The organism is Curtobacterium sp. KBS0715, assembly GCF_005938005.2.
Lineage (GTDB): Bacteria > Actinomycetota > Actinomycetes > Actinomycetales > Microbacteriaceae > Curtobacterium > Curtobacterium flaccumfaciens.
Genome location: NZ_VCCA02000001.1, coordinates 625696 through 648355, shown reverse-complemented (window position 1 = coordinate 648355; position 22660 = coordinate 625696). Strand labels below are relative to the sequence as shown.

16 protein-coding genes are annotated in these 22660 nt (G+C 71.4%); 8 read left to right on the top strand and 8 right to left on the bottom strand.

Going from position 1 to position 22660, the window contains the following annotated elements:
- Positions 1-56: 56 nt before the first annotated feature.
- The 8 genes from FFG40_RS03215 to FFG40_RS03180 form a co-directional block, all read right to left on the bottom strand.
- Positions 57-2003: a prolyl oligopeptidase family serine peptidase gene (locus tag FFG40_RS03215; RefSeq protein ID WP_138802221.1), complete on the bottom strand. Its 1947-nt coding sequence runs from the start codon at positions 2001-2003 to the stop codon at positions 57-59.
- The gene (locus FFG40_RS03210) at positions 2000-3829 is read right to left on the bottom strand and encodes an N-acetylglutaminylglutamine amidotransferase (protein ID WP_138802220.1); all 1830 of its coding nucleotides are present in this window, start codon (positions 3827-3829) and stop codon (positions 2000-2002) included. Before FFG40_RS03210 ends, FFG40_RS03215 begins: the two co-directional genes overlap by 4 nt.
- Positions 3829-6435 carry a carboxylate--amine ligase/circularly permuted type 2 ATP-grasp protein gene (locus tag FFG40_RS03205; RefSeq protein ID WP_260678775.1) on the bottom strand — a complete coding sequence of 869 codons (2607 nt, stop codon included), beginning with the start codon at positions 6433-6435 and terminating at the stop codon, positions 3829-3831. The genes FFG40_RS03210 and FFG40_RS03205 overlap by 1 nt, the downstream gene beginning before the upstream one ends.
- 1023 nt (positions 6436-7458) lie before the next feature.
- On the bottom strand, positions 7459-8337 hold the full coding sequence (locus FFG40_RS03200; protein WP_138802219.1) for an ABC transporter permease: 879 nt from the start codon (positions 8335-8337) through the stop codon (positions 7459-7461).
- Positions 8334-9266, bottom strand: a complete 933-nt coding sequence (locus FFG40_RS03195) for an ABC transporter permease (protein ID WP_138802218.1) — start codon at positions 9264-9266, stop codon at positions 8334-8336. The genes FFG40_RS03200 and FFG40_RS03195 overlap by 4 nt, the downstream gene beginning before the upstream one ends.
- A complete protein-coding gene (locus tag FFG40_RS03190; protein ID WP_071248717.1) occupies positions 9263-10483 on the bottom strand; it encodes a PotD/PotF family extracellular solute-binding protein in 1221 nt (406 codons plus the stop codon). Before FFG40_RS03190 ends, FFG40_RS03195 begins: the two co-directional genes overlap by 4 nt.
- Entirely contained in the window at positions 10480-11667 is a 1188-nt protein-coding gene (locus FFG40_RS03185; protein WP_138802217.1) for an ABC transporter ATP-binding protein, read from the bottom strand. Before FFG40_RS03185 ends, FFG40_RS03190 begins: the two co-directional genes overlap by 4 nt.
- A gap of 24 nt (positions 11668-11691) precedes the next feature.
- Positions 11692-13146: an aminobutyraldehyde dehydrogenase gene (locus tag FFG40_RS03180; protein ID WP_138802216.1), complete on the bottom strand. Its 1455-nt coding sequence runs from the start codon at positions 13144-13146 to the stop codon at positions 11692-11694.
- A 133-nt stretch (positions 13147-13279) separates the two neighbouring features.
- On the opposite strand from FFG40_RS03180, the gene FFG40_RS03175 reads away from it, so the two are divergent.
- From FFG40_RS03175 to FFG40_RS03140, 8 genes are all read left to right on the top strand, one after another.
- Positions 13280-13762: an Lrp/AsnC family transcriptional regulator gene (locus tag FFG40_RS03175; RefSeq protein ID WP_035809531.1), complete on the top strand. Its 483-nt coding sequence runs from the start codon at positions 13280-13282 to the stop codon at positions 13760-13762.
- A complete protein-coding gene (locus FFG40_RS03170) occupies positions 13759-15201 on the top strand; it encodes an aspartate aminotransferase family protein (protein WP_083404460.1) in 1443 nt (480 codons plus the stop codon). The genes FFG40_RS03175 and FFG40_RS03170 overlap by 4 nt, the downstream gene beginning before the upstream one ends.
- 2 nt (positions 15202-15203) lie before the next feature.
- A complete protein-coding gene (locus tag FFG40_RS03165) occupies positions 15204-16568 on the top strand; it encodes an FAD-binding oxidoreductase (RefSeq protein ID WP_138802215.1) in 1365 nt (454 codons plus the stop codon).
- Complete coding sequence (locus FFG40_RS03160) at positions 16568-17911, top strand: NAD(P)/FAD-dependent oxidoreductase (protein ID WP_138802214.1); 1344 nt, start codon at positions 16568-16570, stop codon at positions 17909-17911. The genes FFG40_RS03165 and FFG40_RS03160 overlap by 1 nt, the downstream gene beginning before the upstream one ends.
- A gap of 40 nt (positions 17912-17951) precedes the next feature.
- Entirely contained in the window at positions 17952-18605 is a 654-nt protein-coding gene (locus FFG40_RS03155; protein WP_138802213.1) for a DUF1345 domain-containing protein, read from the top strand.
- A gap of 448 nt (positions 18606-19053) precedes the next feature.
- The gene (locus tag FFG40_RS03150) at positions 19054-20088 is read left to right on the top strand and encodes a nitrilase-related carbon-nitrogen hydrolase (protein WP_138802212.1); all 1035 of its coding nucleotides are present in this window, start codon (positions 19054-19056) and stop codon (positions 20086-20088) included.
- Complete coding sequence (locus tag FFG40_RS03145) at positions 20085-21095, top strand: agmatine/peptidylarginine deiminase (protein WP_138802211.1); 1011 nt, start codon at positions 20085-20087, stop codon at positions 21093-21095. Before FFG40_RS03150 ends, FFG40_RS03145 begins: the two co-directional genes overlap by 4 nt.
- A 133-nt stretch (positions 21096-21228) precedes the next feature.
- The gene (locus tag FFG40_RS03140) at positions 21229-22641 is read left to right on the top strand and encodes an APC family permease (RefSeq protein ID WP_138802210.1); all 1413 of its coding nucleotides are present in this window, start codon (positions 21229-21231) and stop codon (positions 22639-22641) included.
- The last annotated feature ends 19 nt before the right edge of the window (positions 22642-22660 follow it).

Genomic DNA, 22660 nt, shown 5'->3' with positions numbered 1-22660 from the left:
CCGGTGACGCCGTGCTGCGGATCGCACGGTGCGAGGGGCCCACGACCCGCCCCGTCTCACCCCAGCCGCGCCGCCACGAACTCGACCATCCGCCGCACGAGCAGCGCCTGCGACGACGCCCGCCGGTACTCGTGCCCCTCACCCTCGAGCTCCAGGTACTCCACGTCGTGCGCCCGCTCCCGCAGCGCCGCGACGACCTGGTGGGCCTCACCGATCGGCACGTTCGTGTCGAGCTCACCGTGCACGACGAGCAGCGGCGCCGTGACGTCGTCGATCGCCCGCATCGGCGACAGTGCCGCGAGCAGGGCTTCGTCCTCGACGGGGTGGCCGTACTTCGTGGCGGCAGCAGCCGCGATCCACGGTTCGGTGTCCCGGTAGAAGGTCGCGAAGTCGCTCATCCCGCACACCGCGACCCCGGCCGCGAACACGTCGGGCGTGAACGCCAACGACGCGAGGGTCGCGTACCCGCCGTACGAGCGCCCCTCGACGGCGACCCGGGACCGCTCGGCGTACCCGTTCGTCACCAGGAACCGCGCGCAGTCGACGACGTCGGCCAGCGCGTTCCACCGCAACGCCAGGTCGTCGGCGTGCACGAACTCGTGGCCGTACCCGCTGGAGCCACGGATGTTCGGTGCGAACACGGTCACCCCGGCGGCGGCGAGCGCCTGGTGCTGCGGCGAGAACGTGGGTCGTTCCTGCGACTCCGGTCCGCCGTGCAGGTGGACGAGCGCTGCGCGGCCGGGAGGCACGGCACCAGCACCAGGGTCGGCGCCCGCCGCCGACGCGGTCGGCTCCACGGCCCGGTACAGCCACCCGGTCAGCTCCAGTCCGTCACGGGCGGCGAACCGCTCGAGCGTCGGCTCGACCAGCTGCACGTCCGGCAGCACCGGCACGTCGGTGACCCGGCTCCAGGTCAGCGCGTTCGTGTCGAGGCGCCACAGTTCGCGCGGCCGGGTCGGCCCCTCGACGGCGAGCAGCACGCTCCGGCCGTCACGGCTGAGCACGGGATCGGTGACGACGTACCCGGGCAGGTCCGGCACGGGGGTGCGCGACGCGTCGTGGGTGTTGATGAGGTCGAGCTCACTGCGACCGTCGACGTTCCAGACGAGCAGCAGGGTGCGGCCGGCGTCGTCGGCGTCGAGGTACTCGAGTTCGGCGTCGTCGCGTTCAATGATCCGCCGGGGTGTGCCGCGCCAGCCGTGCGGCCCGACCGGCTGCGCGACGAGCCCGCGGCGGGGCAGTCCGGCCTCGGTGGCGACGTAGGCGACGAGCGGGCTGGTCTCGCTCGCGGGCGAGGGCCGCAGGAACGCGATCTCGGCGGACCCGTCGGGGTCGTCGGCGAACAGGGCGTGGCTCTCGTCGGTCAGCCGGTCGACGACCACGACGAACTCCTGGCCGCGCTGGCCGTCGCTCAGCACGACGAGCCGTTCCTCCACCGACAGGTCGAGGATGTGGATGAGCTCCCCCACGGCCAGGTCGTCGCGATCACCGGTGACCGGGTCGACCAGGTACGCACGGGCCGGCTGCTCGGGCTCGGTCGAGGGCAGGGTGATGACGACCCGGTGGCCGCTGCGGCTCCACGGTCCGAGTTCGGCGTGCTGGTACCGCGAGCCGGCGATCTGCGCGGCGTCGGAGCCGTCCGGCCGCACCACCCAGACCTGTTGCTTCACGCCGCCGTCGGTCGCGATGGCGACGGCGAGCCACTCCCCGTCGGACGACCACGACACCCGGATCACGGGGTCGTCGGAGAGCGCGATCCGCACCGGTTCCGGCAGCTCGCGGTCGACGACGACGTCCTGCACGAAGACCTCGGGGGTGCCGTGCCGGTCGCTCACGAACGCCACCCGCCGGGCGTTCCGGGTCATGGTCGGTCCCCACGACCCCCAGGCGGCGGTGAGCCGCGCACCCAGGTCGGCCGCGGCCCTGGTGGTGACCGACGGCTCGACGGTGGCCGACGACGCGACGCCCTGCGCGCCTCCAGTCCGGACGGAACCCACGGTCACCGCACCCCCTGCTGCTGCAGCCACATCTCGATCAGGCCGAGCTGCCAGAGCGCGTTCGCGCCGATCGCGGTCCTGGTGCTGTTCGGGTCCTGCAGCATCCGCTCGACGGTGGCGGGGTCGAAGAGCCCGCGCTCCCGCGCCTCGGGTGCGTGCAGCGCGTCGCGGACGCGCTCCAGGTACGGACCCTCGAGCTGCCGGATGGCGGGGACCGGGAACGAGCCCTTGCTGCGGTCGATGACGGCGTCGGGCACGATCCCGCGCGAGGCGCGCTTCATCACGCCCTTGCCGCCGTCGGTGAGCTTCATCGACGGCGGGATCGCGGCGGCGAGCTCGACGAACTCGTGGTCCAGGAACGGCACGCGGGCCTCGAGCCCCCACGCCATCGTCATGTTGTCGACGCGCTTCACCGGGTCGTCGACGAGCATGATCGTGGTGTCGCTGCGGAGCGCGGCATCCACGCTCGTCTCCGCGCCCGGCCGTGCGAACTGGCGGTCCACGAACGCCGACGGGGTGTCGTCGTCGCTCTTCCACCGCTCCCCGAGCATGCCCTGCAGCGCCGGCCAGCGGCGGTCCATGAACACGGAGCGGTAGGCCTCAGCGGCCTGGTCGCGCGGCACGTCGGCGAGCGGCGGGTACCAGTCGTAGCCGGCGAGCACCTCGTCGGCGCCCTGGCCGGACTGCACCACCTTGACGTGCTGCGAGACCTCCTGCGACAGCAGGTAGAAGGCGACGCAGTCGTGGCTGACCATCGGCTCGCTCATGGCGGCGACCGCACCGTCGATGCCGTCGAGCAGCCGCGACGAGGGGATGTGGATGCGGTGGTGGTCGGTGCCGAAGTGCCGGGCGACCTGGTCGGAGTACTCGAACTCGTCGCCGGACTCGCCGCCCGCCGCCTCGAACCCGATGCTGAACGTGGCGAGGTCCTGCTGCCCGGCCTCGGCGAGCAGCCCCACGACGAGCGACGAGTCGATCCCGCCGGAGAGCAGCACCCCGACGGGGACGTCGGCGACCATCCGGCGCTCGACGGCGGTGCGGAGCGACCCGATGAACGCCTGCTCCCAGTCGCGCTCGGACCAGTCGGCCCTGGCGGGGTCACGCTCGAAGCGGGGCTCCCAGTAGACGGTGTCGTGCGCGGTGCCGTCGGGTTCGATCACCCGGACGGTCGCGGGCGGGAGCTTGCCGACGCCGGCCAGGATCGTGCGGGGCGCGGGGACGATCGAGTGGAAGCTCATGTACGACGCGAAGGCGACGGGGTCGATGGACGTGTCGACGCCGCCGGCGCTCGTGCCGCCGCTGCCGCCCGTGCCGCCGTTGCCGGCGTCGCCCGCCAGGATCGCCGGCAGGGAGCTCGCGAACCGGAGCCCGCCGGGGACGGGCGCGACGTAGAGCGGCTTGATGCCGAGCCGGTCCCGCGCCAGCACGAGTCGGCCGCTGCCGTGCTCCCAGATGGCGATGGCGAACATCCCGATCAGGTGGTCGACGAACGCGGTGCCCCACTCGGCGTACGCCAGGGCGATGACCTCGGTGTCCGACGTCGACGCGAACCGGTGCCCCTTGCCGTGCAGCTCGTCGCGGAGCTGCCGGTAGTTGTAGACCATCCCGTTGTAGGCGATCGTGAGCCCCGCCTCGGCCAGCACCATCGGCTGCGCGCCCGCGGTGGACAGGTCGACGATGGACAGCCGTCGGTGCCCGAGCGCGACCGGGCCGCGAGCCCACAGGCCGTCGCCGTCCGGGCCGCGGTGCGTCATGCAGCCGGTCATCCGGGCGACCGCCCCGACGTCCGGCGCTCGGCCGTCGAACCGGATCTCGCCCGCGAGTCCACACATCAGCGCTCTCCCTCGGTGTCCGCCGGGGCGGGTTCGGTGTCCGCCGGGGCGGGTTCGATGTCCGCCGGGGCGTTCCCCACGATCCACGTGTCCTTCGCGCCGCCGCCCTGCGACGAGTTGACGACCATGCTGCCCTCGGGCGCGACGCGCGTCAGGGCGACGTCGGCCAGGTGCACGTCGTCCGGTCCGGTCCCCGTCGCGTAGACGAAGGCCCGCAGGTCCACGTGCCGCGGGTCGAGACCGGCGGGTCCGATCGTCGGGTGCGAGGACAGCTGCACCACCTCCTGCCCCACCCACCCGGCGGGGTCCGCGGCGATCTCCCGCCGTCGCTCGGCCACCTCGGGCGCGCTCGCGCTCGGTCCGATCAGGACCCCGCGGCCGCCCTCGCCGTCGACCGGCTTCGTCACGAGTTCCCCGACGCGGTCCAGGACCGACAGCCGTTCGACCTCGATGCTCGTGCGGTACGTCGGCACCGATGCCAGCAGGGGTTTCTCGTCGAGGTAGTACCAGATCAGGTCCGGCACGGTGACGTACATCGCCTTGTCGTCGACCAGCGCGTTGCCCGGCGCGTTCGCCAGGTAGACGCGTCCCGCCTCCGCCGCGTCGAGGATCCGCGCCCCGAGGTGGGGAGCGTGCTCGGCGGTCAGCGCACTGACGTCGCGGTCGATCCGCAGGTACAGCCCGTCGAGCACGTCGCCCGTCGTCGCGTCGACCACGCGTCCGTCACGGACGTCCAGGTCCGACCCGGACAGGAGGCGCAACCCGGCCCCGTCGGCCAGCCTGCGGTGCTCGAACCACGCGCCGGCGGCGGGGCCGTCGCTGACCAGCGCGATCACGGGGTCCGTCGCGCCGGTCACCGCAGTGGTGTTCGCGCAGAGGGTCCGGCGGAGCCGGTCGGTCACGCCGTGCGGGTCGCGCAGGTGCGCCGGCCGCGGGGCGTCCGGCACGACGTCGTCCATCAGCTCGCGCAGGGCGATGCCGTACGCGACGCCCGAGGGCGAGCGGACGTTGTCCTCGAGCACCCGCCAGCCGCCGAACTCGTTGCGCACCAGGTCGAACCCGAGCACCGGCGCACGGACGGCGGTCGCCGGCAGCCGGGTGACGTCCGGGTCCCAGCCCTTCGCGCCGACGAAGTGGTCCGCGTCCAGCACGCCGTCGGCCACGATCCGCCGGTCGCCGTACGCGTCACGCAGGAACAGCTCGATCGCGCGGGCACGCTGCCCCAGGCCACGCTCGAGCTGTGACCACTCGTACGCGCTGATCGTCCGGGGCACCAGGTCGCAGCCGAACGCCTGCGCCCCGCCGTCCACCACGAAGCCGACGTGGTGCTCGCGGGTCCAGACGTCGCGAGCGGTGCAGCGCTCGATCGCGGTCTCGGCGTCCCAGCCGTCGAAGAACGCCGCCAGGTCACGGAACGCCGGACGAGGGCGTGCACCGGGGCCGACCGCCTCGTCGCCGGCGCGGACGCGGTACCCGTGGATCGGGACCACCGGGTCCTCGTCGCGTCCGGACGGGAGCCCCGCGGTGTCCTCCACCACCAGGGCGACGACGTCGTCGATCTCCCCGCGCTCGGCGTACGCGGTGCGCTGCCGGTCGGTGGAGTTGCCGCGGGCCAGGGTCGCGTCGAGCAGCTCCGTCACCGTCCCCCAGTCACCGAGCTCCTCGAGCTCCGGGCGCAGGCGGGACACGAGCTGGCGTACCGCGACCTCGGCGGGCAGCCGTTCGGGGTGCTGCCCCAGGCCGACGAGTTCCCCGCTCAACCCGGAGCGGGCGGCCTGCCACATCGCCGCACGGTGCAGGGGTTCGCTGCGCGGGTGCCACTCGGCGCCGGACACGACCGACTTCTCGGCCTTGCGCACGGCGGCGCGGAAGAGTCCGGCGATGAGCACGGCGTCGTCCACCACCGGGGTCGCGTCGCAGACCCGGAGTTCGAGCGTCGGTGCGTGCGACGACGGCCGCACATCGAAGTAGGCCATCTTCTTGTCGGCGATCACGCCCGATGCGATCAGGTCGTCGAGCACCCGGTCGTACTCGGCGGCGTCCTCGACCGGACCGAAGCTGCCGGCCGACGGCCACCGCTGCCAGATGATGCTGCGGAACGAGGCGTACCCGGTGTCCTGCCCGTTCCAGAACGGACTCGACGCGCTCAGGGCCAGCAGCACCGGGAGCACCGGCGCCACCCGCTGGGCGATCAGCACCGCCAGGTCGCGGTCGCTCACCCCGACGTGCACCTGCAGGCCGCAGATGAGCTGTTCGTCGACGAGCATCCGGTACTGCTCCTGCATCCGGCCGTACCGACCGCCGGAGCTCAGCTCGAAGTCGGCGTACTCCGACCTCGGCGCGGTGCCGACGGCCGCGATGGTGACGCCGGCCGGGGCGATCGCGGCGCTGAGCTCACTCCGCAGGTCGACGATCACCCGCCGCAGGTCGTCGAGGGTCCGCACCACCGGGGTGTTCGTCTCGATCGTCGTGCGCTGCAGCTCGGCGCCGAAGCGGTCGGTGGGCAGTTTGGGCAGAAGGCGCGGGGCCTTCGCGGAAAGTCGGCCGGACTCGAGGTCGATGAGGTGCAGCTCTTCCTCGGCGCCGAGCGTCAGCTCTGCACTCATGGCTGGAACCTACGCGTGTGCCCTGTGGCGCGCACCGCGGCACACCGCCCGACTCGTGCCCGTAACACTCCCGTCCACCGGTCGTCACGTCCCCTGAACTCCCGTCCGCACCGTGCGACCCGCGCCACCCCGTGCGAGGTTCCACGCTCCGTGCCCGGTTACAAGCGCGCACCACGCGCGCAACCCCGCACCAGCCCACGCACCTCGCACCGTGCAACCCGCGCCGATCGCGCACCGGCCCGCGAAAGCCGCACCGTGCTGTGGACGCACCACCCGCAGTCGGGAGGCACGGCGCCAGCCCCGCCACGCGCCTCCCGTCCGCACCGTGCGCACCTCTTCACCCCGTGCGAAGTTCCACGCACCGTGCGCCGCTACAAGCACGCACCCTGCGGCCAACCCCGCACCAGCTCACGCACCTCGCACCGTGCGGTGGACGCCCCGCACAGGCGGACGGGAGGCACGGCGCCAGCCCTCCACGCGCCTCCCGTCCGCACCGTGCGACCCGCGCCACCCCGTGCGAGGTTCCACGCACCGTGCGCCACTACAAGCACGCACCCTGCGGCCAACCCCGCACCAGCCCACGCACCTCGCACCGTGCGGTGGACGCCCCGCACAGGCGGACGGGAGGCGCGACACCAGCCCCGCCACGCGCCTCCCGTCCGCACCGTGCGCACCTCTTCACCCCATGCGAAGTTCCACGCTCCGTGCGCCGCTACAAGCGCGCACCACGCGCGCAACCCCGCACCAGCTCACGCACCTCGCACCGTGCGGTGGACGCCCCGCACAGGCGGACGGGAGGCGCGACACCAGCCCGCCACGCGCCTCCCGTCCGCACCGTGCGCACCTGTTCACCCCGTGCGAAGTTCCACGCACCGTGCGCCGCTACAACCCCGCACCACGCGCGCAACCCCGCACCAGCCGACGCACGCGACACCGTGCCGGTGCCAGCGCGCGCACGCCGCACCGTGCGACCCGCGCCAACCCCGCACCAGCCCGCGCACCCCGCACCGTGCGTGCCGGCGCCTACCCCCGCGTGCGCGCCAGCCGCCGGTTGAGCGCCCCGTTCAGCAGCGCGACGAGCAGCCCCACCGCGAACACCAGCGTCCCGAAGCACAGCACCTGCGGCGGCATCCCGGCCTTCGCGGCGCCGTAGACGAACAGCGGGAAGGTCACCGCGGGCCCGGCGACGAACGAGGTGATCACGTAGTCGTCGATCGACATCGCCAGCGCCAGCAGCCCGGCGGCGAGCATGCCCGGTGCCAGCAGCGGCAGGGTGACGAGCCGGAAGGCCTGGAACGGCGTCGCCCCGAGGTCACCCGCGGCCTCTTCGAGCGCCCGCGAGGTCCCCGCGATCCGAGCCCGCAGCACCACGACCACGTAGGCGACGTCGAACGCCACGTGCGTGATGAGCACGGTCAGGAACCCGGTGCCGAGCCCCACCGACAGGAAGAACGAGAGCGACGCGGAACCGACGACGATCGAGGGCGCCGCGATGTCCGCGAACACGACGGTGTTCACGACACCGCGACCCGGGAACCGGTACCGCTCCAGCGCCAGCGCGAGGGGCAGCCCGATCGCGACGGAGATGATGGCGGCCAGGAACGCGACGAGCACCGAGGTGACGAACGCCGCCCCGAGCCCGGACACGTTCACCAGGTTCGCGTACCAGTAGGTCGTGAAACCGTTCCAGGCGAACGACAGCCGGTTGGTGGGGGCGTCGTTGAACGAGTACACGACCATGTAGACGATCGGCACCAGGGTGATCGCGATCGTCACCCAGTACACGATGGCGAGCCAGGGCCCCCGACGGTTCACGCCGTGGCGACGCGGACGGCCGGCGACGGAACCGGTCACGGGCGAGGCCGGAGCTGCGGCGGATCGGGACGGTGCGACGGCGGTCATACGAGGTCCTCGAGGTCGTCGGTGCCGGAGACGCGGGCGTAGATGAACAGGATGATGCCGAGCACGACCATGAGCACGGTCGACAGGGCTGCGGCGACGTTGTACTGCTGGTTGCCGGAGTAGGCGTCCTGGATCGCCTGACCGATCGTGTACGTGTTCGTGCCGCCGAGCAGGGCCGAGTTCACCGGGTCGCCGACGCTGTCGATGAAGACGAGCAGCACCCCGGCGAAGATGCCCGAGCGGGACAGCGGCAGCGTGGTGTGCCAGAACGCCCGGAACTTGCCGGCGTACAGGTCGTTCGCGGCCTCGCCGAGTCGAGGGTCGATGCGCTCGAGGGCGGCGTAGATCGGCAGCACCATGAAGGCCAGGTCGTTGTAGGCGTCGCCGAAGATCACCGCGCCGCCGGTGCCGAGGATGTGGAAGTCCTTGCCGGCCAGCCCGAGCGACTGCAGCGTCGTGACGACCGGGCCCTGCGACGCGAGCACGAACGCCCACATGTCGGTCCGGATGATGAACGACACCAGGAAGCTGATGAACACGAGCATGAGCAGCGGGTTCTTCCACCGCGGGGACACCCGGAACGCGATGAAGTACGCCACCGGGTACCCGACGACGATGCAGGCGATCGTGGCGGCGGCTCCGTACCAGAGCGACCGGAGCAGGAACGTCAGGTAGGGCACCTGCGGGTCGACGAACAGCGAGCCGTAGATCCCGAAGTTCCAGGTGAACGTGTAGCCGTCGTCCGGGTTGCCGGTCATGAGCGAGACGATCAGCCCGGACACCAGCGGGATGACGAAGAACACGCAGAGGTACGCGGTGCCGACGAGCGCCAGGAAGAACGGTGTGCTCCGACGGCGTCCCCGCCGCACCGGCGCCGGGCCGGCGGAACCACCGGGAGCGAGCCCCGGCGCCACTCCGACCGCGCTCACGACTGCACCACCGCGTTGAAGATGCCGTTCCACTCCGAGTACTCGTCGTAGTTCTCGAACACCCGGAACTCGTGCGACTGCTCCAGCACGTCCGCAGAGGGGAACACGAGCGGGCTGTCCGCCACGGTGGCGTCGTCGAGTTCGTCCCGCACGTAGTCCTCGGCCGCGGGCACCGGGCAGACGTAGTTGACCCAGTCCTCGACGATCCCGGCGACCTTCGGCGTGTAGTAGAAGTTCATCCACTCCAGCGCCGACACCGGGTTCGCGGCCTGCCGTGGGATGAGCATGTTGTCGTGCCAGGTCATCTGCCCCTCTTCCGGCGTGACGAACTCCAGGTCGGGGAACCCGGACTGCTGCGCCTGGAACACGTCGCCCGACCACGCCTGGGTGATCCAGGTGTCGCCGTTCTCCAACCGGTTGATGTAGCTCTGGTCGTAGAAGCCGGTGACGCTCGGCCGCAGTTCGCGCAGCCAGGCCTGGGCCTTCCGCCAGTCGGCGGGCGTCGAGGTCTCCGGGTCGATGCCGAGCGCGAGCAGTCCGAGCGACCCGAGTTCGGTGTTGTCGCTCATCAGCCCGATGCGGCCCGTGAACGCCGGGTCCTGCAGGTCCTTGAGCGAGGTGATCTTCCGCCCCGTGTACTTCGGGTTGTAGGCGAGCCCGGTGAACCCGGTCTGCCAGACGACGGAGTGCTTGTTGCCCGGGTCGTAGATGGGGTCCTTGACGGAGTCCGACGCGTTCGCGGCGAAGTTCGGCAGCCGCGAGTGGTCGAGTTCGCACACGAACCCGTTCTTGATCATCTGGGTCAGCTCGAACCCGTTCGTCATGACGACGAGGTCGTAGCCGGTCGCACCGTGCGCCCGCAGGATCGGTGAGACGGTCGCGTAGAAGGTCGCGTTGTCCTGGATCACCGCCTGGTAGTCGACCGCGATGCCGGTCTCCTGCTTGAACAGCGCCAGGGACTCGGACTTGCCGTGGTCGGAGTCGATGTACAGCGGCCAGTTCGCGAAGTTCAGCGTGCCGGTCGCCTTCGCGTCCTTCCAGAACGCCGCCCAGTCGACGGTGTCCTCGGCGCCGGCGGCGGCGGAGCCCTTGATGCTGCAGCCGGTGAGCAGGGCGGCCAGCGCGGCGGCCCCGCCGCCGGCCAGCAGGCCGCGTCGGCTGACGCGGGCCGACGTCAGCCCGCGCAGCAGGTCCGGACCCGGCACCGCGCCGGTCACGCGAGCGATCCTGCCGTGGCGGGGACGGCCTGGAGGCCCGGGTCGTCCTGGGTGGTGACGGTCGCGCCGGACGCGGGGTGCGCCTCCAGGCCGAAACCGTGGTCGACGCCCCACGTGAGCCAGACCTCGGTGCCGGTCGCGATCCGCGGCCCGCCCTTCGAGTTCTGCGCGAACACCGAGACACGACCGGCGCCCGGCACGTCGACCAGGTACTGGGTGCTGACGCCGGAGAACGAGACGTCCACGACCCGACCGGGGCCGAGGATGTTCCGTCCGGCCTCGGGGGTCGGTTCGGCGGTGCGGATCTTGAGCTTTTCGGGCCGGACGCCGACGACGACGCGACCGGTGGTGGCGACGGCTCGGTCGGCCGGCACCGCGATGGAGCCGGCCGCGGTGGCGACGACGAGCAGGCCGGCATCGGTGCCGCGGACCTCGCCCTCGAGCAGGTTCGACTGGCCGAGGAAGTTCGCGACGAACGCCGTGCGCGGCAGCTCGTACAGGTCCTGCGGGCTGCCCATCTGCTCGATCCGGCCGCCGTTCATGACGGCGACCGTGTCGGCCATCGTCATCGCCTCTTCCTGGTCGTGGGTGACGTGCAGGAACGTGAGCCCGACCTCGGCCTGGATCGTCTTCAGCTCGAGCTGCATCTGGTGGCGGAGCTTCAGGTCGAGGGCGCCGAGGGGCTCGTCGAGCAGCAGCAGGGCCGGCCGGTTCACGATCGCGCGGGCCAGGGCGACGCGCTGCTGCATGCCGCCGGAGAGCTGGGCGGGCCGCTTCGACGCCGACCCCTCGAGCTCGACGAGCCGCAGCGCTTCCGTGGCCTTCGTCATCGGGTCCGGGATCCGGCGCCGCTTCAGCCCGAACGCGACGTTGTCGAGCACGCTCATGTGCGGGAACAGCGCGTAGTTCTGGAACACCGTGTTGACGGGCCGTTGGTACGGCTTCGTGTCGGTGACGTCCTGGCCGCCGATGGTGATGGTGCCGCTCGTGGGTTCCTCGAGCCCGGCGACGAGCCGCAGGGTCGTCGTCTTGCCGCAGCCCGACGGGCCGAGCAACGCGAAGAACGAGCCGGCGGGCACCGTCAGGTCGAGGCTGTCCACCGCGGTGTGGCCGGGGAAGGACTTCGTGATCTGGTCGAGCCGGAGATCGGCTCCCGATTCGGCGAACGTTCCGGTCATTGCCATGGTGCCTCCAGGGGGTGGTCGGCCTCAGCCGATGTAGGACATGACGTGCTTGATGCGGGTGTAGTCGTCGAAGCCGTACTGGGACAGGTCCTTGCCGTACCCGCTGTGCTTGAACCCGCCGTGCGGCATCTCGGCGACGATCGGGATGTGCGTGTTGATCCACACACAGCCGAAGTCCAGGTCACGGGCGAAGCGCATGGCACGCGCGTGGTCGGTCGTCCACACCGAACTCGCCAGGCCGTACTCGACGCCGTTCGCCCACGTCAGGGCCTGCTGTTCCGTCGAGAACCGCTGCACGGTCTGCACGGGGCCGAAGATCTCCTGCTGCACGGCACGGTCGTCCTGGCGCAGGCCGGCGACGATCGTGGCCTCGTGGAAGTACCCGCGGTCGCCCTGTCGTGCGCCGCCGAGCTCGATCGTCGCGTGGTCGGGCAGCGTGTCCAGGAACGACTGCACGTGCGCGAGCTGGTTCGCGTTGTTGACGGGACCGTAGTGACCGTCCGACCCGGTTCTCGCGTTGACGCGTGCCTCTGCTGCGAGCGCTGCGACGAACTCGTCGTGGATGCCCTGTTGCACGAGCAGCCGGGTGGCGGCGGTGCAGTCCTGTCCGGCGTTGAAGAACCCGGCGGCGACGATCCCGGCCACCGCCGAGGGGATGTCCGCGTCGTCGAACACGATCACGGGTGCCTTGCCGCCGAGCTCCAGGTGCGTGCGCTTGAGGTCACCGGCGGCGGCGCGGGCGACTTCCATGCCGGCACGGACGGACCCGGTGATGGACACGAGCTGCGGGGTGGGGTGGTCGATCATCGCGGCGCCGGTGGTGCGGTCCCCCACCACGACGTTCAGGACCCCCGGCGGCAGGAACTCGGCGGCGACCTCGGCGAGCAGCAGGGTCGACAGGGGTGTCGTGTCGCTCGGCTTGAGCACGGTGGTGTTCCCCGCGGCGAGCGCCGGCGCGACCTTCCACACCGCCATGTTGAGCGGGTAGTTCCACGGGGTGACCTGGGCGACGACACCGATGGGCTCGCGCCGGACGAACGAGGTGTGGTCGGCCAGGTACTCGCCCGCGCTCCGGCCCTCGAGGTTCCTGGCGGCTCCGGCGAAGAAGCGGATCTGGTCGACGGAGAGCAGGATCTCGTCCTCGACCAGGGAGGCGCGGGGCTTCCCGGTGTCGAGCGACTCGAGGTCGGCGAACTCCGACGCCCGCTGCTCCATCGCGTCGGCGATCCGGAACAGGGCGAGCTGCCGTTCGCCGGGGGTGGTGCGGCGCCAGGTCTCGAACGCGGTCGCGGCCGCACCGAAGGCGGCGTCGACGTCGGCGGGGGTGGACACCGGGGACGTGCCGTAGACGTGCTCGTCGGTCGGGTCAACCAGGTCGAACGTGGTGTCGGCGGTCGACTCGACGAAGGCGCCCCCGACGAAGTTCCGCAGGACCCGGGTGTCGGTGTCCGCCGTCGCCGTGCTCTGTGCGTCCAGCATGGCGGTGATCCTGACACGGATTCCGGCCGCACGGAAGAAGGATCCGGAGGTTGTGGAGAACCGTAACAACGGAAATCGTCGCGAAACACGGTGTTCACAACGGAATCCCTTGCGCACCCCGAACCTCGCTGCCATGCTGTCCGGCATGGCGGCAGCACCACGACGTCCGGGACCGATCGACGACACCTCGAAGCGGATCATCGAACAACTCCAGGCGGACGGGCGCCGCCCGTACGGCGAGATCGGCAAGGCCGTCGGTCTCAGTGAAGCGGCGGTCCGACAGCGCGTGCAGAAGCTGACCGAGACCGGCGTCATGCAGATCGTCGCGGTCACCGACCCGATGCAACTGGGCTTCCACCGCCAGGCGATGATCGGCATCCGGGTCAGCGGCGACACCCGAACCGTCGCCGATGCCCTGGAGCAGCTGCCGGCGGTCGACTACCTCGTGATGACCGCCGGCAGCTTCGACCTGATGGTCGAGGTCGTGTGCGAGGACGACGACGACCTGATCGAACTGCTCAACGGCACCATCCGGGCCATCCCGGGCGTCGCCGGCACCGAGACCTTCGTCTACCTGCAACTCCGCAAACAGCTCTACGACTGGGGAACGCGATGACCATCTCCGACCAGAAGACCGAACAGCCCACCCGCCTCGGCTCGTACGACCCGTTCGCACCGGTCGACGACGCCGACCTGCAGCGGAAGTCCCGGGACCACCTGTGGATGCACTTCGCCCGGCACGGTGCGAACCAGGCCGGCGCCGACGTGCCGATCATGGTGCGCGGCGAGGGCCACCACGTCTACGACAGCCACGGCAAGGAGTACATCGACGGGCTGTCCGGCCTGTTCGTCGTCGCCGCCGGGCACGGGCGGAAGCGCCTGGCCGAGATGGCCGCGAAGCAGGCGGAGACGCTGAGCTTCTTCCCGATCTGGTCGTACGCGCACCCCGCGGCGATCGAGCTCGCCGACCGGTTGGCCGAGCACGCCCCCGGTGACCTCAACAAGGTCTTCTACTCCACCGGCGGCGGCGAGGCGGTGGAGACCGCCTTCAAGCTCGCGAAGTACTACTGGAAGCTCCAGGGCAAGCCGATGAAGCACAAGGTGATCTCCCGTGCGGTCGCCTACCACGGCACCCCGCAGGGCGCCCTGGCGATCACCGGCATCCCGGCGATGAAGGAGATGTTCGAGCCCCTGACCCCCGGTGGCTTCCGGGTGCCGAACACGAACTCGTACCGCGCCGAGGAGATGGGCTTCCCCGGCGGCACCGAGGAGCAGTTCGGCTTCTGGGCGGCGGAGCGGATCCGCGAGATGATCGAGTTCGAGGGCCCCGACACCGTCGCCGCGGTGTTCCTCGAGCCGGTGCAGAACTCCGGCGGCTGCTTCACCCCGCCGCCCGGGTACTTCCAGCGGGTGCGCGAGATCTGCGACGAGTACGACGTGCTGCTCGTCTCGGACGAGGTGATCTGCGCCTTCGGTCGGATCGGCACGATGTTCGCCTGCGACACCTACGGCTTCGTGCCGGACATGATCACGTGCGCCAAGGCGATGACCTCCGGGTACTCCCCGATCGGCGCGACGATCATCAGCGATCGCCTGTTCGAGCCGTTCTCCAAGGGGGACACGACCTTCTACCACGGCTACACGTTCGGCGGGCACCCGGTGTCGGCCGCCGTCGCGATGGAGAACCTCGACATCTTCGAGGAAGAGGGGCTGCTCGCCAACGTGCAGCAGAACGCCCCGCTCTTCCGCGCCGAGCTCGACACCCTGCTCGACCTGCCGATCGTCGGGGACGTCCGCGGAGACGGCTACTTCTACGGCATCGAGCTCGTCAAGGACAAGGCCACCAAGACGACCTTCGACGACGACGAGTCCGAGCGGCTGCTGCGCGGGTTCCTGTCGAAGGCGCTGTTCGACGCGGGGCTGTACTGCCGGGCCGACGACCGCGGTGACCCCGTCGTGCAGCTCGCACCGCCGCTGACCATCGGGCAGCCGGAGTTCCGCGAGATGACGTCGATCCTGCGGAGCGTCCTGTCCGAGGCCTGGACGAAGATCTGACCGTGGGCGGCTACCGGGGCGTCTCGTTCTGGCTCGACCAGCTCGCGTCCACCGGACGCGACGACCTGACGCCCCGGCCGCCGCTCGACGGCGACACGACGGCCGACGTCGTGATCGTGGGCGGTGGACTGACGGGTCTCTGGACCGCGTGGTACCTGCACCGAGCCGACCCGGGCCTCCAGATCGTCGTCCTGGAACGCGAGATCGCCGGCTTCGGCGCGTCCGGTCGGAACGGCGGCTGGTGCTCGGCGCTGTTCCCGCGGTCCGCCTCCGCGATCGCCGAGGAGCACGGGCGCGACGCCGCGCTGGCGCTGCGGGCCGCCATGCGCGACACCGTCGACGAGGTCGGCCGCGCCGCGGCCGAAGCCGAGGTCGACTGCGACTACGTGAAGGGCGGGACCGTCCTGTACGCACGCTCCGCCGTGCAGGAACGCGCCGCCCACGACGAGGTCGCGTCCTCCGCGGCATGGGGCGACGACATGACGTGGCGGCTCGCCCGAGCGGGCGACGCCGCCGGATCGGCGGGGGTCGCGTGGACCCCGGACTGCGCGCGCGTGCAGCCCGCCGCGTTGGTACGTGGCCTCGCGGCAGCCCTGGAGGCCCGTGGCGTCCGGATCGCGGAGCACACGCCCGTCTCGTCCTGGGATCGCGGGCGTGTGGTCACCTCGCGCGGCACCGTCACGGCGGGCGCCGTGGTGATCGCGGTCGAGGGCTACGGCGCCCAGCTGGAGCAGACGAAGCGGCGGATCCTGCCGCTGTACTCGCTCATGATCGCGACGGCCCCGCTGCCGGCGTCCGCGTGGGAGCGCATCGGGCTCGAGCACGGGCAGACGTTCTCCGACTACCGGCACCTGCTCGTGTACGGGCAGCGCACGGCCGACGACCGGCTGGCGTTCGGCGGCCGCGGAGCCCGCTACCACTGGGGGTCCTCGATCACGCCCGGGTACGACCGGGTGCCGCGGGTGTTCGAGCACCTGCGGAGGGCCCTGGTCGACCTGTTCCCCGTCGTCGCGGACGCCCCGGTCACGCACACGTGGGGCGGACCGCTCGGGGTCCCGCGCGACTGGTGCGCCTCGGTGACCTGGGACGGCCACGTCGGCAGCGCCGGCGGGTACGTCGGGGACGGCCTGTCGACGACGAACCTGGCCGGACGGACCCTCGCCGACCTCGTGCGCGGGGAGTCGACAGCACTGACCGCGCTGCCGTGGGTGAACCACCGATCGCCCGACTGGGAGCCCGAGCCGCTGCGGTTCCTCGGGGCGAACGCGGGACTCGTCGCGACCGACCTTGCCGACCGCGAAGAGGCGCTGACCGGGCGGCCGAGTCTGGCGGCCCGGCTGATGGCACCGCTGACCGGAGGACACTGATGGCTGCCGGTCGCGACGCCGACGTCGTGGTCGTCGGGGCGGGGGTCGCCGGACTCGCCGCTGCCCGGGCGCTCGCACTCGGCGGGCAGCGGGTCGTCGTGCTCGAGGCCCGCGACCGGATCGGCGGGCGCACCTGGACCGATGCGTCGATCGGGGTGCCGGTCGACCTCGGCGCCTCGTGGATCCACGGGGTCGACGGCAACCCGCTCTGGGCCCTGGCGTCGGCGTTCGGCATCGACACCGTGGAGTTCACGGTCGGCAGCTTCCAGTTCGACGGCCGACCGATCGCGTGGCACGACCCGTCCGGCGCCGCACTCTCCGCCGAGGACACGTCGGCGTTCGTGGCGGACCTGCACACCGTCGACGCGGCCCTCGACGCCGTCGTCGCGCAAGCGCCCCCGCCCTCGACCTACGCGGCCGCCGTCGACACCGTGCTGCGGTCGCTGCAGTGGCAGGGCGACCGGGCCGCACGGGTCCGCGAGTACACGGCCCACCGCTCCGAGGACCTCTGCGGGGCCCCCGTGACCGTCCTCGACGCGCACGGCCTCGACGAGGAGCACGTCCCCGGAGACGAGGTGGTGTTCCCCGGCGGCTACGCCCAGTACGCCCGCGCGCTGGCCGAGGGTCTCGACGTCCGGCTGTCGTCGGTCGTGCGGTCGGTGACCCAGGCCGACGACTCGGTGACGGTGGGGCTCACCGACGGCACCGCCGTGGTCGCCCGGCAGGTCGTCGTCACGGTGCCGCTCGGGGTGCTGCAGGCCGGCGACGTGGTGTTCGATCCACCCCTGTCCACGCCGGTGACCGGAGCGCTCGACCGGCTCGGGATGGGCACCTACGACAAGGTGTTCCTGCGGTTCCCGTCACGGTTCTGGGGCGACTCGTGGGTGGTCCGGCAGCAGGGGTCCGCCGGGGTCGACTGGCACTCCTGGTACGACATGTCCCGGGTGACCGGTGCGCCGGTGCTCGCCGCCCTGGTCGGTGGTGCCGGAGCCCGTCGGCTCGAGACCCTGCCGGACGCCATGGTCGTCGACGAGGGGGTGGTGGCGCTGCGGAAGATGTTCGGCGCGTCGGTCCCCCGGCCCGAGGCGTTCCGGATCACCCGGTGGGCCGAGGACCCGTTCTCGCGGGGCTCGTACTCGTACCTGCACGTCGGGGCGTCACCCGACGACCACGACCTGCTCGGCACCCCGTCCGGCCGGGTGCAGCTCGCCGGCGAGGCCACCTGGAGCGACGACCCGGCGACGGTGCACGGTGCGCTGCTGTCCGGGCTGCGCGCGGCCGGGCGGTTGCTCGGCACCCAGGTCGAGCCGCTCTCGCTCGCCGACCCGCTGTCCACGCCCTGAGCGCACCCCCGCGGGTGTCGGCCCGTGCGACACTCGCTCCGTGACCCCGACGAGGACCCGACCGAGACACGAACACCGGGCACCGGTCGCCGTCGCGGTCCTGGTGAACCTGGCGCTGAGCCTGTTCCTGCCGGACGAGGTGCTGTTCTTCCCGTCGTGGGTGGTGCCCGTCCTGGGCGTCCTGCTGCTCGCCCCGCTCATCGTGTTCAACCCGCGGCGTCTGACGCGCGAGACCACCTGGTCGCGGTGGCTGTCGTTCGCGCTCGCGGCCCTGCTCACCGTCGCCAGCCAGCTCACCGTCATCCGGACCATCACCGAGCTGCTCGGCGGGCACGCGGACGGTTCGGCCGTGCTGCTCACCGCGCTGCAGGTCTGGGTGAGCACGATCATCGTGTTCGGGCTCGTCTACTGGGAGCTCGACCGCGGGGGTCCGGTGGCACGGCGTCGCCCCGAGCTGTGGGCGGGTGCCGAAGCGGACTTCCAGTTCCCGCAGGAGACCGACCCGAAGACCGCGGACTGGCGGCCGGTCTACCTCGACTACCTCTACGTGGCGATGACGAACATGATGGCGTTCAGCCCGACGGACACGATGCCGATGACCGTCCGGGCGAAGATGATCATGGCCTACCAGGCGCTCAGCGGGTTCATCCTGCTGGCACTGGTCATCTCGCGCGCGGTCAACATCATCAGCTGACCCACCCGACGGGCACCCCGCGCGAGATGCGCGGGGTGCCCTGGGGCTCAGCCCTTGCGCCACAGCTCGACCAGGAACCGGGCCACGGTCACGAGCAAGCTCGCGATCCCCAGCCACGGCACCGGACGGCCGCGACGCGGTTCGGTGTCGTTCGGCATCGGACCACCTTCGTGTCAGCGCCGGCGGACACGAGAAGTGCAGGCCGAGGGATGCAACTCGCTCGACGAGCGCGTTACACTGGCTCCGAGTTTCAGGCTCGGGACCCAGTTCGTCCCTCGTTCTCCACTCGGAGGACAAATCGAAGCCCACCACTGTTGCTGCAGTGGTGGGCTTCTTCTCTGCCCGGGCCCACGTCCCGGCGACGACACGAACCCGGGACCAGCATACTGATATCCGACAGCCGAGCCGGGGTCTTGCTTCAATTGACCGCGTGATCAACAATGGCCGCATGGACGTCGTCACCGCACCCTCGCTCCCGTCGCCGCTGCACGCCGACACCGGCGCACCCCGCCGGTCCCTCCGCATCGCCCTCGTGCAGATGCAGTGGCTCCCCGACCCGGACGAGCACCGGGCCCAGCTCGCCGACGGCATCGCGACCGCCGCAGCGCACGGAGCCACCGCGGTGTTCCTGCCCGAACTGACGCTGCGCCGCTACCCGGGCGACTCCCCGGCGAGCGGGACCCCGAAGGACCTCGCCGAGTCGCTGCAGGACGGTCCGACCGTCGCCTTCGCCCGTGCCCGGGCGATCGAGCACGGGGTGTTCGTGCACGCCTCCCTGTACGAGCGGCCGGACGACGACGACCAGCCCGACGACCCACGCGGGTACAACACCGCCGTCCTCGTCGCGCCCGACGGCACCCTGGTCGGCCGGACCCGGAAGACCCACATCCCGATCAGCGCCGGCTACCACGAGGACACGTACTTCCGCCCGGGGACGGACGACGATGCCTTCCCGGTGTACGAGCCCGCCGGACTCGGCGCGCGCCTCGGGCTGCCGACCTGCTGGGACGAGTGGTTCCCCGAGGTCGCCCGTTCCTACGGTCTCGCCGGGTCCGAGGTGCTCGTGTACCCGACGGCGATCGGCTCCGAACCGACCTTCCCCGACTTCGACACCGCGCCGATCTGGCAGCGGGTGATCGTGGCGAACGGCATCACCGCCGGGCAGTTCATGGTCGTGCCGAACCGGTGGGGCGACGAGGGCGACATCACGTTCTACGGCTCGTCGTTCATCTCGGACCCGTTCGGCCGCGTGCTCGTCGAGGCTCCCCGTGACGCGAGCGTGGTGCTCGTCGCCGACCTCGACCTCGACGCCCGGACGGAGTGGCTCCGGCTGTTCCCCTTCTACCTGACCCGGCGCCCCGACCTGTACGCCGGGCTCGTCGACCCCGTCGACGAGCAACGCCACGCGTACGGCGCACGCGACGCGATCGACGCGGCCCTGGCCGTGGAACCGGCCACCGACGGGCGCGGGGCGCGCGCATGACGTGGGTGATGCCTCCCGAGACGGCTCCGCAGGAACGCACCTGGATGGCCTTCCCGCGCCCCGGCCTGACGCTCGGCGACGACGCGGCGAGTGCCGAGGCCGCGCGCACGGCGTGGGCGACCACGGCCAACACGATCAGCGAGCACCAGCCGGTGACCGTCGTCGTGGACCCGGTCGCCCGCGCGGATGCCGGTCGCCTGCTGTCGTCCGGCGTGGACGTGCTCGAGGCGCCCCTCGACGACTTCTGGATGCGCGACATCGGTCCGACGTTCGTCGTCGACGACGTGACCGGGGAGCTCGGCGCCGTCGACTGGGTCTTCAACGGCTGGGGTGCGAACCCGTGGTCGACGTGGACCCGTGACGCCGAGGTCGCCGCGACGGTCGCCCGTGCTGCGGGAGCCACGCGGATCCCGTCGTTGCTCGTCAACGAGGGCGGGGCGATCCACGTCGACGGCACCGGCACCGTGCTCGTGACGGAGACGGTGCAGCTCGACCCGCGCCGGAACCCGTACGCCGACCGGGAGCGCGTCGAGCTGGAGCTGGCACGCACGATCGGCGCCACACGGGTGGTCTGGCTGCCCCGCGGTCTGACGCGCGACTACGACGGCTTCGGCACCCGGGGCCACGTCGACATGGTGGCGACCTTCGCCGACCCGGGCACGGTCCTGCTGCACGCCCAGCCGGATGCGGGCCACCCGGACCACCTGGTCATGCCCCAGATCCGGCGAGCGCTCGAGCAGGCGACCGATGCGACGATCATCGAGTTGCCCGCCCCGTCGACGCTGTCGGACGACGGTGGAGCGGTGGACTGGAACTACGTGAACCACGTCGTGGTGAACGGTGCCGTGATCGCCTGCGCCTTCGGCGACCCGGTCGCTGACGACCGCGCCAGGGGCATCCTCGCCGACGCGTACCCGGGCCGACGGGTCCGCTCGATCGACGCGCGACAGGTGTTCGCGCGCGGCGGCGGGCTGCACTGCATCACGCAGCAGCAACCGGTGGCCTGAACCACTGCCGCGGTGTACAGCGGGTGCCGATCACCTGTACACCGCGGCCGGTCCGCCCACTGCCGACCCGTCGGTATGGTGCTCCGAACTGATCCGGGCGCCGCTGCCCGGCCCCGAAGAGCAGGGAAGTCACATGGCATCACCGATCGCGGTCACCGCGCCGGCAGCACCGGTGCGCGGCGGGTCGCTGAAGCGGAGCCTCGGGCTCTGGGCGATCGTCGGACTCGGCCTCGGCTACATGACCCCGACGGTCGTGTTCGACACCTTCGGCATCGTCTCCGGGCAGACCGACGGCGCGGTGCCGAGCGCGTACCTCATCGCCCTCGTCATCATGGCGCTCACCGCGATCAGCTACGGGAAGATGGTGCGCGTCTACCCCGCGGCCGGTTCCGCGTACACGTACGTCCGGGAGTCGATGCACCCGAACCTCGGCTTCATGGTGGGCTGGGCGTCACTGCTCGACTACCTGCTGCTGCCGATGGTGAACGCCCTGATCATCCGGCTCTACCTGGAGCAGGTGTTCCCGGGGCTGCCCCCGTGGGTGACCGTCGTCGTGTACACGGTGTTCGTGACGACGGTGATCTGCCTGTCGATGCGCGGCACGTCGAACCTCAACATGGTGCTGCTCATCGGTGCGGTCCTGGCGATGATCGCGTTCGTGGTCTTCACCGTCATCGAGCTCACCCACGGTGCCGGTGCGGGCACGATCGTCAGCGCGGAACCCTTCGTGCACGACGGCGTGACGATGTCGGCCCTGCTCACCGGGGCGACGGTGGTCTGCTTCTCGTTCATCGGCTTCGACGCCGTGACGATGTACACGGAAGAGGCGAAGTCCATCCGCATCATGCCGAAGGCGATCATGCTGACCGTCCTGCTCGGCGGTGCGATCTTCCTGGTCTCCGCCTACTTCGCCCAGCTCCGCTTCCCCACCAACGCACCGTTCGGCGAGTTCACCGACGACCCGCTCCCCCAGATCGGCCTGCTCGTCGGCGGTCCGGTGTTCCAGGCGGTCCTGGTGTCGGCCGGGTTCGTCGCCGCACTCGCCTCGGGTCTCGCGTCGCACGCCAGCGTCGCCCGCATGCTCATGGTGATGGGTCGGAACAACGTGCTGCCGAAGCGGGTCTTCGGCTACGTGCACCCCCGCACGCACACCCCGGTGTTCAACGTCGTCTTCGTCGGCGCGGTCACCCTGCTGGCGATGAGCTTCTCGCTCGACACGATCGCGGCCTACATCAACTTCGGCGCGCTCATCGCGTTCACCTTCGTCAACGCCACCGTGATCGTGCACTTCGCGATCCGGAACGGGCGCCGTCACACGGCGGGCGACCGCTGGCGCTACATCGTGCTGCCGGGGGTCGCGATGCTCCTGACCGGGGTGCTCTGGACGCAGCTCCATGCCGACGCCCTGATCGCAGGAGGAGTGTGGGCGGCGATCGGGTTCGTCTACCTGCTCGTCATCACCAAGGGCTTCCGGGTCGCACCGAAGGGCTTCGACGAGAACCAGCCCGTCACCGGTGTGAACAAGCAGCTGACCGACCAGGCCTGACCGCCACCACGAGAGGACG

What these genes read in the sequence shown, in the direction of transcription:
- FFG40_RS03210 (WP_138802220.1), bottom strand. Translation starts at nt 3,829, where the DNA reads ATGTGTGGACTCGCGGGCGAGATCCGGTTCGACGGCCGAGCGCCGGAC.
- FFG40_RS03205 (WP_260678775.1), bottom strand. Translation starts at nt 6,435, where the DNA reads ATGAGTGCAGAGCTGACGCTCGGCGCCGAGGAAGAGCTGCACCTCATC.
- FFG40_RS03200 (WP_138802219.1), bottom strand. Translation starts at nt 8,337, where the DNA reads ATGACCGCCGTCGCACCGTCCCGATCCGCCGCAGCTCCGGCCTCGCCC.
- FFG40_RS03185 (WP_138802217.1), bottom strand. Translation starts at nt 11,667, where the DNA reads ATGGCAATGACCGGAACGTTCGCCGAATCGGGAGCCGATCTCCGGCTC.
- FFG40_RS03180 (WP_138802216.1), bottom strand. Translation starts at nt 13,146, where the DNA reads ATGCTGGACGCACAGAGCACGGCGACGGCGGACACCGACACCCGGGTC.
- FFG40_RS03175 (WP_035809531.1), top strand. Translation starts at nt 13,280, where the DNA reads ATGCTGTCCGGCATGGCGGCAGCACCACGACGTCCGGGACCGATCGAC.
- FFG40_RS03170 (WP_083404460.1), top strand. Translation starts at nt 13,759, where the DNA reads ATGACCATCTCCGACCAGAAGACCGAACAGCCCACCCGCCTCGGCTCG.
- FFG40_RS03160 (WP_138802214.1), top strand. Translation starts at nt 16,568, where the DNA reads ATGGCTGCCGGTCGCGACGCCGACGTCGTGGTCGTCGGGGCGGGGGTC.
- FFG40_RS03150 (WP_138802212.1), top strand. Translation starts at nt 19,054, where the DNA reads ATGGACGTCGTCACCGCACCCTCGCTCCCGTCGCCGCTGCACGCCGAC.
- FFG40_RS03145 (WP_138802211.1), top strand. Translation starts at nt 20,085, where the DNA reads ATGACGTGGGTGATGCCTCCCGAGACGGCTCCGCAGGAACGCACCTGG.
- FFG40_RS03140 (WP_138802210.1), top strand. Translation starts at nt 21,229, where the DNA reads ATGGCATCACCGATCGCGGTCACCGCGCCGGCAGCACCGGTGCGCGGC.